Source organism: Anaerolineales bacterium, assembly GCA_022866145.1.
Taxonomy (GTDB): Bacteria; Chloroflexota; Anaerolineae; order Anaerolineales; family E44-bin32; genus PFL42.
The window spans coordinates 1-10393 of the sequence record JALHUE010000094.1; the positions used below are offsets into that span (position 1 = coordinate 1).

General features: G+C 67.0%; 8 protein-coding genes. 4 read left to right on the forward strand and 4 right to left on the reverse strand.

Translation table 11 applies throughout. From position 1 onward, the window contains the following. Positions 1-109: 109 nt before the first annotated feature. Positions 110-346: a transcriptional repressor gene (locus MUO23_03020; GenBank protein ID MCJ7511926.1), complete on the reverse strand. Its 237-nt coding sequence runs from the start codon at positions 344-346 to the stop codon at positions 110-112. An 811-nt stretch (positions 347-1157) separates the two neighbouring features. Here MUO23_03020 and MUO23_03025 point away from each other — a divergent pair. From MUO23_03025 to MUO23_03040, 4 genes are read left to right on the forward strand one after another with little or no spacing between them, the layout of a single operon-like run. Further along, positions 1158-2723 carry an FAD-dependent oxidoreductase gene (locus MUO23_03025; protein MCJ7511927.1) on the forward strand — a complete coding sequence of 522 codons (1566 nt, stop codon included), beginning with the start codon at positions 1158-1160 and terminating at the stop codon, positions 2721-2723. After that, the gene (gene glpB / locus MUO23_03030; GenBank protein MCJ7511928.1) at positions 2716-3942 is read left to right on the forward strand and encodes an anaerobic glycerol-3-phosphate dehydrogenase subunit GlpB; all 1227 of its coding nucleotides are present in this window, start codon (positions 2716-2718) and stop codon (positions 3940-3942) included. Before MUO23_03025 ends, glpB begins: the two co-directional genes overlap by 8 nt. Then, positions 3939-5180: an anaerobic glycerol-3-phosphate dehydrogenase subunit C gene (locus tag MUO23_03035; GenBank protein ID MCJ7511929.1), complete on the forward strand. Its 1242-nt coding sequence runs from the start codon at positions 3939-3941 to the stop codon at positions 5178-5180. Before glpB ends, MUO23_03035 begins: the two co-directional genes overlap by 4 nt. A gap of 50 nt (positions 5181-5230) precedes the next feature. Continuing rightward, entirely contained in the window at positions 5231-6811 is a 1581-nt protein-coding gene (locus MUO23_03040) for an amidohydrolase (protein MCJ7511930.1), read from the forward strand. On the opposite strand, the gene selB is transcribed toward MUO23_03040, so the two are convergent. The 3 genes from selB to MUO23_03055 form a co-directional block, all read right to left on the reverse strand. Further along, positions 6808-8712 (reverse strand): selenocysteine-specific translation elongation factor, encoded by a 1905-nt coding sequence (gene selB / locus MUO23_03045; GenBank protein ID MCJ7511931.1) that lies wholly within the window; start codon positions 8710-8712, stop codon positions 6808-6810. The two genes, MUO23_03040 and selB, sit on opposite strands and share 4 nt — an antisense overlap. Positions 8713-8754: 42 nt before the next feature. After that, positions 8755-9927, reverse strand: coding sequence for a hypothetical protein (locus tag MUO23_03050; protein MCJ7511932.1), 1173 nt, complete (start codon positions 9925-9927; stop codon positions 8755-8757). Positions 9928-9977: 50 nt separating this feature from the next. Next, the coding region (locus MUO23_03055) for a hypothetical protein (protein MCJ7511933.1) at positions 9978-10393 on the reverse strand (416 nt) is incomplete at its 5' end.

The window sequence follows — 10393 nt, forward strand, 5'->3', positions numbered from 1 at the left end:
CAGCGCGCTCCCCCGGCAGGAGCCTGAGTCCGTCGAAATCGCGTTCGATGTCGGCTAGACGCCGGCAGCGGATGCACAGCGGGTGGTGGTGAGGCTTGGGGTTTGTGTCCTAGCGCCTGCCACCCCGCCCCGAGTCCTCAACCGGAATCAACTCGCCAAAGTCGACCAGCTGGCGTAGCGTGTTGTAGACCATGGTGCGCCAGACATCCGGCATTGACGAGGCGACCCGCCGGTCCACGTCGTCGGCGTCCGGATCCCCGTGCTCCGCAGCCAGCCGTTCGACGATCGCCCGGCGCCGAGTCGTCACCTTCAGCGCCACGTTGGCGCAGCTTCTTGAGGGCTTCATCGACAGTATGCATGCTCACGTTCCTGGACGATGACCCGTAAGCAGTGGTCTATCGTAGTCATTATAGATCAGTCTGGTGTGATGTCGGGGCCGGCTGGAGAGGCGTCAGCCGAGGTGGAGTGGCGGCATCTGCGGTGACCGGGAAATGGTCTGGCATTTGAGAGTCGCCGCTGGCCCGTCTGGCGTGCTCGTTGGTCCGGGGAGCTCGCCCTGCGGGGGATTGGAGCCCAAGTTTCGCCTTCGGTGGTGTACACACAACCTGGCGCTTCACCACACTGACAAGGCAGCGAGGCGATCGAATGGGCATACCGAGCTGAGGAGGCGGGTAGCAGGTCAAGATGCCATACGCACGCCGCAGACCGATGGACTGCCGCTACGTAGTTCCTTCACGGCCTGGGTGCCGCGCTGATAGACTGCATTCACCTCAAGCGATGAGCGATCCCTATGGCGCTGCGGCACAACTTGAAACAGATGCTTGACGCGGTCAACCTGTCGCCGCCCACAACGGAAACCCCGCCGCCTGTGCCATTGGTTTCGGGCTCTTGATCGATATCCTGATGGGAGGTTCCCTGACAGGCGCATCGATGAATCCCGCCCGGTCGTTCGGGCCGGCGCTTGCGATGATAAACTTCGGGCAGCCTTGGATCCACTTCTTCGGACCTGCCATCGGCGGCGTCATCGCCGGGCGGTTGTACGAGCGGCTGTATATCAAGGGACCCCGAGGCGCAACCCTCGCAGGCAGCCCGTCTGGGCCCGGCCAGGGGGACAGCCAGCCCTGAGCCGCAGTCGGTACGAATCCCACAGGGAGCAGATGTCGGGCCTTACCACGGAAGTCCTCGTAATTGGCGGTGGAGCGACCGGGCTGGGGGTCGCCCTCGACGCTTGCGTGCGAGGGATGCAGGTCGTCCTCGTGGAGAGAGGCGATCTCGGCCAGGGGACCTCCGGCCGGTACCACGGCCTGCTGCACTCCGGCGGGCGCTACGTGATCACCGACCCCGCCTCCGCCCGCGACTGCGCCCTCGAGAACACGGTCCTGCGACGGATCGCACCCTCCACCATCGAGGATACCGGCGGTCTGTTCCTGTCGGCAGCGCCCGATCCGCCCGAGTTCGCCGATCGCTGGCTGAATGCGTGCGCTGCCACCGGCGTGCCAGCCGAGGAACTCTCCCTGGAGTACGTCTTCCGCCTCGAGCCGGCCCTCGCCCGCGACCTGCAGCGCGCGTTCCGCGTCTCCGATGCCAGCCTGGATTCCTTCGACCTGCTGCACCTGCTGGCTGACACCGTGCGCTCCGCCGGCGGGCAGATTCTCACCCGCCACCCGGTCGAGAAAGTGCTTGTCGAAGGTGGCCGCGTGGTCGGGGCGGCCCTCCGACCCGGGCCCGATGGCGTCGACCAGGTACGCGCGGAAGCTGTCGTCAACGCCGCCGGTCCATGGGCGGGACGGATCGCGGCCAGCGCCGGGGCTGAGATCCCCATCGCCCTGGGGAAAGGCGCGATGCTCGCCCTCGCCGCTCGACCAGTCCACACCATCCTCAACCGCTGCAAGATGCCCTCCGACGGAGACATCGTTGTGCCGGTCGGGACCGTGGCGGTGCTGGGGACCACCGACAAGCCGGTCGCTTCGCCCGACGATATCTCGATCGCCCCATGGGAGATCGACCTGCTGCTGGCGGAGGCCCGCTTCCTGTTGCCCGACGTGTACCAGATGCGTCCCCTGCGTGCCTGGTCTGGCATCCGCCCGCTATACCGGCCGCCGAGTCCCGCTGACGATCCCACGCGCTTGCTGCCTCGGGCACACACAATCATCGACCATGGCCGGCTCGGCCAGGCCGATGGGCTGATCAGCATCTTCGGTGGAAAACTGACAACCTACCGCAAGATGGCCGAAGAAGCCGTGGATCTCCTATCGGCCCGCCTGGGCAACCGGGCTGGCTGCACCACCGCCACAACTCCCCTTGAGCCTCTCGACACACGTCGGCTGCACGCATTGCCGCGCCGTTTGCAGCAGGCGGAGGATCCCGAGTCCTCATCTTTCAGCACCGGCATTGTCTGCGAATGCGAACTTGTCACCCAGCAGACGCTCGATGACGCCATTCGCAAGGCTGAGGCGCCGGCTCTCGACGACCTACGGCGGGACACGCGCTTGGGCATGGGGCCGTGCCAAGCTGCGTTCTGTGCCTACCGCGCCGCCGGCAGGATGGTTGCCCTGCGATCGGATGCCCTCGCCGACGGCGGTCTGGGTGCGTTCCTGCAAGAACGATGGCGAGGAGTCCGCCCGCTTGCCTGGGGTCACACCCTGCGTCAGCTCGAACTCGACCGCCGGATCGCCCTCGAGCTGTTGGGTGTAGAAACCCAGGAGGCCACCCCCGATGGCTGACCTGGTGGTCGTCGGCGCCGGGCTGAGCGGTCTGTTCGCGGCAACGATCGCCGCAGCCAAGGGCGCGCAGGTCATCCTGGTGGCTCAGGGGCGAGGCGGGCTGTCCATCAGCCACGGGTGCATTGATGCTCGGGCACAGGAACGGGCCCCTGGCGAAGCCAGCCATGGCCTGCCCCCTCACCCGCTGGCGCTGACCGGCATCGGCGTTCTGCGCTCTGCCTGTGCTCAGCTGCAGACACTGCTGAGCGCGGCGGAGTTGCCCTACTTCGGCAGCCTCGATGCCCAAGTCGAGACGTTGACGCCGCTTGGCCGCCGCCGGCCGACGCAGTTCGCCCCGGCCAGCCTGAAGCTCCCACAACCGCGCCTGAGCGATCGCGCCGCCATCGCCGGGATTGAAGGCTTTCGGGATTTCGTCCCGGCGCTGACGGTCCGCGGCTTGGCCGCCTGCGGCGAGACCCCTGCCTTGCTGTCCGACCTCCCCTTGCCTGGGAGTCCTCCACGCAGAGACCCGTATGCCACAGATGTGGCCCGCCTCCTCGAAGACGACCTGGACCTCTCCGAGCTGTCCCGGCTCTGGCGGCCGCGCCTGCTGGGGATCGAAATGCTTGGCCTTCCGGCCGTCCTCGGCCTCACCGATCATAGTCGTGTGAAGTCGGAGCTTGAGTCGGCGCTCGACCTTCCCATCTTCGAAATCGCTACTCTCCCGCCCAACCTGCCAGGCCTTCGCCTCGAAGCTGCCCTGCGCCGGGCAGCGCTCCGGGCCGGGGTCACCTTGATTGAGGGGGCAAGAGTCCTCGGCCGGCTCGAAGGTGGCACCTCAGCTAGACACGCCCTGGGTGTCGTGGCGGAGACTGCGGGCGGCGGGCGGTTCCTCTCTGCCGGCAACATCCTGCTGGCCACGGGCGGGGTGCTGAATGGCGGCCTGGAAACGGATATTCACGGTCGGATCCGCGAGTCGGTATTTGAGATCCCCGTTGCTTCCATTCCGCGGCGAGAAGACTGGGTCGGTCCGGGCCTGGCGAGTGCGCATGCCTACACCCACTTCGGCGTTCGAGTCAACGACCAGATGCAGCCGGTTGACGCCGCCGGAGAGCGGTTCGCCGCCAACCTGTACGCTGCCGGCGGGGTGATTGCCGGGCCCGATCGCAGCCTAGGGGCCTGCCGCCAAGGGATTGACCTGGCGACCGCCTACCGTGCTGTCGAGGTCATCCTGGGATGACCCGCCCAGGGCCGAGCGCCGACCTATGCCTGAAATGCAATATTTGCACAGCGGCCTGCCCTGTAGCCGCGGCCACTGACCTGTTCCCGGGACCCAAGGCAGTCGGCCCGCAGGCCGAGCGCTACCGCCACCCCCGCCTGGCAACGCCGGACGCCTCGGTCACGTGGTGCTCCGGGTGCGGCACCTGCTCCCGCGTCTGTCCACACGGGGTTCACGTCGCCGAGATCAACATCGTCGCCAAGGCGCGTCTGGTCGAGCATGCCGGCTCGCCCTTGCGCGACCAATTCATCTCCCGGCCGCACTGGCTGGGCGCGATGGCCGGGCCGCTCGCGGCAGTAGCCAATCCGCTCCTCCGTCAGCGATGGGCGCGTCAGGCACTGGGCGCTGTGCTGCACATCCACCCGGAGGCGCCGATGCCGGCCTTTCAGCGCCGCAGCCTGCAGCGCCAAATCGGCCCACGCAGGGTGCGCACGCCGCAGGAAGCACGCGCAGCTCGCGGCCAGGCCGTCGCCTACTTCCACGGCTGCAGCGCCGAGTTCTATGAACCGTCGCTGGGCCTGCTCACTCTCCGCCTGCTCGAGCACCTCGGGCTGCAGCCCGTAGTCCCTCCACAGACCTGCTGCGGGCTGCCGCTGCAATCCAACGGGCTGTTCGGCGCAGCCCGGGCCCAGGCCACCCGCAACGCCCGCTCGCTGGCGCCCTTCGCCCGCGCCGGGATCCCGATCCTCGGAACCTCAACTTCGTGCACGCTGGCTCTCAAACACGACTACCGCGCGATCCTCGGGCTGGAGGGAAGCGATTTCGACGACATGGCCGCCGCTACGTACGACGTGTTCGAGTTCCTTGTCTACATTCGCCCGGACTTGCTGCGCGACCGCCCCTTGGCCCCGCTGTCGGCGCGGGTGTTGTATCACCCGCCCTGCCAGCTCAAGAGCCACAACATCGGCACACCGGCCATCCAGGTCCTTCGCCAGATCCCGGGTCTCGAGATCGTCCTTTCCGAAGCCGAGTGCTGCGGGGTGGCGGGCACGTACGGATTGAAGAGTGAGAAGTTCCCGGTTGCGCGGCGTGTGGGCGAGCCCCTGCTGGCCCAGATCGAGCGCCTCCGGCCTGACCTGGTGCTCACGGACTCGGAGACGTGCCGCTGGTGGCTCGCCGGTCTTTCGGGGCAGCGGCTGGTCCACCCGATGGAGGTCCTGGCGGCCTCGCTCGGGCTGACCGACCTCGGTCTAGGCTGAAGCCGGATCGGTTGCCCAGGCCGAGGCTCGAGCGGAGAGGTGTGCATTCGATGAGGGTGCTGCGACCAGAAACGATTCTCTATAACGCCAGGGTTCGGACGCTCGATCCCGAAATGGAAATCGCCTCCGCCGTGGCGGTTTCCGACGGGCTCGTCCTGGCCTGCGGTGAGGATTTGCCGGTGCTCGCACTGGCCTCGGCCGGGACGGAGAAAGTCAATCTGGGCGGACGCACCGTGCTGCCGGGATTGATTGATGCCCACATCCACCTGGAGCTGTATGCTCAGGCCCTCGAGCGAGTCGATTGCGAGACGGCATCCATTGAGGAATGCCTGCGCCGCGTTGCTCACCGCGCCGGTGCCCTGCCTCCAGGTTCCTGGATTCTCGGCCACGGCTGGAATCAGAACGTGTGGGGGCGCTACGGGGAGCTGCACGAACTGGATGCTGCGACTCCCCACCATCCAGTCTTCTTAGCCGCCAAGTCACTGCACGCAGCCTGGGCAAACTCACGGGCGCTGGCGCTGGCGCACCTCCAGGACGAGTCCCCTGATCCGCCGGGAGGCAGCCTGAGCCGCGATCCATCGGGGAAGCTCAACGGGCTGCTGTTCGAAGCTGCAACCCAGGTCGTGCGGGATTGCATCCCACAGCCGACCCTGGACACCCTCGTCGAGAGCCTAAGCGTCGCTCAGCATCAGCTGTGGGCAGTTGGCATCACCGGGGTGCATGACTTCGACGGCCCGCGCTGCATGGCCGCGGTCCAGCTCTTGCGCGAGTCCGGACGTCTGGGACTACGGGTCCTCAAACACCTGCAGGCGGGCTCCCTCCGCCCTGCGCTCGAACTCGGCCTGCGCAGCGGGTTTGGAGACGACTGGCTGCGAATCGGGAATCTGAAGCTGTTCGCCGATGGCGCCCTTGGGACGCGGACGGCGGCCATGATCGAGGACTACGCTCAAGACCCGGGAAACCGCGGCATGCTCCTGCTGGATACGGAGGCGATCATCGAGACCGGCCTGTCCGCAAGGGCCGGAGGCATCGGCCTGGCGATCCACGCCATCGGCGATCTGGCCAACCACCACGCATTGGAGGCAGTGCTGCGACTGCAGCGTGCCGGCCCGCCGCCTGCGTTGCCCTACCGGATCGAGCACCTGCAGCTGCTCCACCCCCAGGACTTCGTCCTGGCCGCTGAGGCAGGGCTGATCGCCTCGATGCAGCCAATCCACGCGCCCTCGGACATGGAGATGGCCGAAAGGCATTGGGGCTCGCGCACGGCCCACGCCTATGCTTGGAAAGCGTTCGATTCCCTTCGGGTTCCGTTGGCCTTCGGCTCCGATGCGCCGGTCGAGAGCCCCAATCCCTTCTGGGGCTTGCATGCCGCCGTCGCCCGCTCCGATGGGCGCGGCGTGCCCTGGCATTCGGAACAGGCCCTGGACATGAGTACCGCCTTGAGGGCCTATACCCTGGGGCCGGCGCTGGCGGCTGGCATGGGGCGCCGACAAGGGAGGCTGCGCCCAGGCTGCCTTGCCGATCTGATCGTGCTCGACAGCGACCCACTGACCGAGCCGGTCGAGGCGGTCAGGGAGATGCTCCCGGCGGGCGTGATGGTCGGTGGTGTTTGGCGGACCCGCCAGTTCTAGAGTGCGGAACCGGGCGCCGGGATCTTGAAGCGCCGCCGGTCGCCCTCGCGGACGGTCAGTCCGGTTGCGTCGAGGTGCTCCATCAGCGCCAGCGCATACTTGCGGGTTGTGCCGAACAGATCTCGAACCTCGGCCACGGTGATCCCGGCCTCCGGCTGTGTGGCCTGGACCAGGCGATCAAGCATCTCGGCATAGGTGTTTCCGTCGAAGAAGACCTCGGCCGACACCTGCACTAGGTTTCTGCTCTCCAATTCAAATTGGAACAGATCGTCTCCAAGCATCGCCCGGGCGTCTTTGACCGACATCGGCGAGAACCTGTACGTGGCCACCTCCCGGAGGAAACGATCCAATAGGTCTCGCTGCGATGAGGTGAGCGTGGGAATTGCCCCGGCTAGCCGGATGCGAACCCCATCCCGCTCGAGAATTCCTTGCCGTTCCGCCACATCCAGCGTCGCCGCAAACAGCTTTGCCTCTACTCCCGCCTTGCTGCGCAGCTCCTCTTTCGGCATGCCGAAGCGAAGGGGATAGTTGCGCCGGTAGTCCGCCAGAACGTCCTGCATCGCCTGCCTAGCTCGAAGGTAGCTGCTCTCAGCCATCAGCATGGGCTCGGACCCTGGACCCGGCAACTGGATCAGCTGACCGTCTCGCTCCAGACCGGCGATTGTCCCGGAGGCGATCTCATCGGAGACCCCGGCTACCCGCCGAATCTCCTGCGGCGGCGCCGGCCCCAAGCGCACCGCGCTCTCCAACAATCGGTCGGCCGCTTCGGATGAGAGCAGGCGGTCTAGTGAAGCGAGGAGCCCGGCGTCGCCTCGCCGGTGCCGCCGGCCCGGCTGCAGGTCGGCAATGCGACCCCCGGCGACCGTGCACGAGGGTGACGGCCGCCGCAGAACGAATCGGTCGCGCGGGCTGGCAACGAGCGGAACTTCGAGTTCCAGCTGGGCCCAGCCACCCTCCCCCGGGCCGAGGCGGTCGGCCTCAAGCAGGCGCAGCCTGCCCATCCGGCGAGCTGTCCCATGAAACACTTTGACAGCTTCGCCGTGCTTCAGGCCCCCCTGCGCAGAAGGAAGCACCTCCACCCGCACGTCGATCCGGCTCGAGGCCGGGTAGACGCCAGGTGCCATCAGGACATCTCCCCGCTGCACATCCGAGGCTTGTACCCCAGCCAGGTTGACGGCCAGGCGCCTTCCCGGATCCGCGACGGTCAGCCTTTCCCCATGGGTCTGCAGGCCGCGAATTCGGGCTCGTTGTCCGCCTGGCGCGATTTCGATTTCCTGGCCCGGGCTCAGCCTGCCGTCGGTCAGCGTGCCGGTGACGACGGTGCCGAAGCCTTCCATGGAGAACACTCGGTCGACCGAGAGCCGTGGCCGTCCGAGGTCAACCCGGGGGACTGCGCCTGCCAGCGCGCCCGACAGCTCGGCGCGCAGGCTGGTCAGCCCTTCCCCCGTAGCCGAGGACACGGGCACCTGCGCCATCGCCGGCAACCCTGCCGAGCGCAACAGCGCCGCCACGTCTTGTTGGACGAGCTGCAGCCATTCCGGTTCGCGTACCAGGTCGGCCTTCGTCAGGGCGACCACGCCGCAGGCCACGTGCAGCAGGCCCAGGATCTCGGCGTGCTCGACGGTCTGCGGCCTCGGGCCTTCATCGGCGGCGACCACAAACAGAACGGCGTCGATACTCCCCAGGCCGGCCAGCATGTTTTCGATGAAGTCCTCATGCCCAGGGACATCGATGATCCCGATCGGGTCACCGTCAGGCAGCCTCGCCCAGGCGAAGCCCAGGTCGATCGTCATCTGACGGGCTTGCTCCTCTTTCAGGCGATCGGGGTCGATCCCGGACAGCGCTTTCACGAGCGCCGACTTCCCGTGGTCGACATGCCCTGCCGTGGCAACCACATGCACGGTCGCTCGCCGCTCCTTCCACCCGCCCGGCAGCCCGCGGGACTACCCTTGCCGGCTCTTGTCAATCCCCGAGGCCCAATGCTGCAGGGCCGTCAACATCTCACTCAGCGCCTGCAGCTGGGTCTCCTCGAGCGACCCCAGCTGCCTCTCCAGTCGAGCGAGGACCTCCGCCGCGGTCTCGCCGGCCGCATTGGACTTCTCGTGGCGCCTCAGGTGGTCGCGCCATTGCTCATCGACCGTCAGACGATAGGTGTTCCAGCGTTTCTGATCATCCCCCTGGAAGCGCGCCCACTCGGTCTTCAGCCGTTCGTCGCCCAACCGCTGCAGCTCCGCAATCTCGCCCGCCCGGCGCTGCAGAAGCTCCAACCCCGCTTCCACGTCCATGCGCAGCTGCACCATCAAGCGTTGGGTTTCTTCATAGGCGGCCGCCCGCTCTTCCATCTCGGCCGCCCGCTTCTCCATGTCTGTGAACTTGCGCTCCTGGTCTTTCCAGCCCTTGTCGACCTCGACCATGCGCAAGCCTTGCTGCTCGATCCACAGTGTTTGGAGTTCCTTTCGCTCCCGTTCGCTGCCAGCCAGGTCCGTCAGCTTGACCTCGATGCGGCGGATGCTGTCGTCCAGAACGTCCACCGAGCCACGCACCCCCTCCGTGCGCACCCGCAGGTCCGAGGCTTCCGCCTGCAACTCAGCGATCTTCCGGCTGTCGCTCTGGTGGCCGGCCTCAAGCGACTCGACCGAGCGGGCACGCTGTTCGTCCCTTCCCGCCAGCGCCTCGACTTGTTTGGCCATTGAGTCGTAGGTCCGGCTCAGGCGTATTTCCTCATCCCTCCGACCGATCAGCCATTCCTCGACCGCGTTGAGCTTGAGCAGCTCTTGCCGAAATCCCTCCAGGGCACGCGCCATTTCCTCCCTTTCCGATCGACGCCCATACTCGAGCTGCTTCTCGCGATCGCTCCGCCGTTCCTCGCCCAGGCTGATCTGGTGGGCCACCTCCTGGCGGTGCTTCGCCACGGCCTCGTCGAACTTGCCGATCCGGGCCGCCAGCGCCGACAAGCGTGCCATCTCGGCCGAGATCTCCTGAAGCTGACGCCCATGGGCCGCCGAGGCCCCCTCCAGACCCTCCAGGCGCGAGGCCAGGCTGCGGATTTGGTCCGAATCCTTGCGCCGCTGATCGTCCATCCAGGCGAGCTTCTGTTCCATCGAATCGGCAGCCATTTCACAACTCCCGAGGGCTGGCGGATTATAGTCTGAGCAGCCTTGAGCGACTACGCGAATAGCGCTTGCAGCCCCGAGATCACCCCAATGATCAGCGGGTATACCAGCTGCGGGAACAAGCCGAGCAAGAGTACTATCACCACTCCACCGACCGCCAGGCCGCGCGCGATCGTGGTCAGTTGCGGCCCTGGCTGCCTGGCCGCCCCTCCGGCGAACATCACCGCCAGCCACTGGATCCCGGCCACGACTCCCAATACGACCCCCGCCGGCACACACCACCACGCCGGACTCCCCTCTCGCAACAGGTGCGCCGTCAGGCCCCACTTGCCCGGGAAACCTGCCGTCAGGGGAAACCCCGCGATCGAGAGCACGCCCGCCAGCGTAAGGATAGCGGGAAGGGGCATAACGAACCCCATCCCTCTCAGGTTGCGCAACTCATCCGTGCCCGTCCGGGCTGTGAGGAGCG

Bases quoted from the DNA above. Each gene is read 5' to 3' on its own strand.
- MUO23_03020 (MCJ7511926.1), bottom strand. From the start codon at position 346: ATGAAGCCCTCAAGAAGCTGCGCCAACGTGGCGCTGAAGGTGACGACT.
- MUO23_03025 (MCJ7511927.1), top strand. From the start codon at position 1,158: ATGTCGGGCCTTACCACGGAAGTCCTCGTAATTGGCGGTGGAGCGACC.
- glpB (MCJ7511928.1), top strand. From the start codon at position 2,716: ATGGCTGACCTGGTGGTCGTCGGCGCCGGGCTGAGCGGTCTGTTCGCG.
- MUO23_03035 (MCJ7511929.1), top strand. From the start codon at position 3,939: ATGACCCGCCCAGGGCCGAGCGCCGACCTATGCCTGAAATGCAATATT.
- MUO23_03040 (MCJ7511930.1), top strand. From the start codon at position 5,231: ATGAGGGTGCTGCGACCAGAAACGATTCTCTATAACGCCAGGGTTCGG.
- MUO23_03050 (MCJ7511932.1), bottom strand. From the start codon at position 9,927: ATGGCTGCCGATTCGATGGAACAGAAGCTCGCCTGGATGGACGATCAG.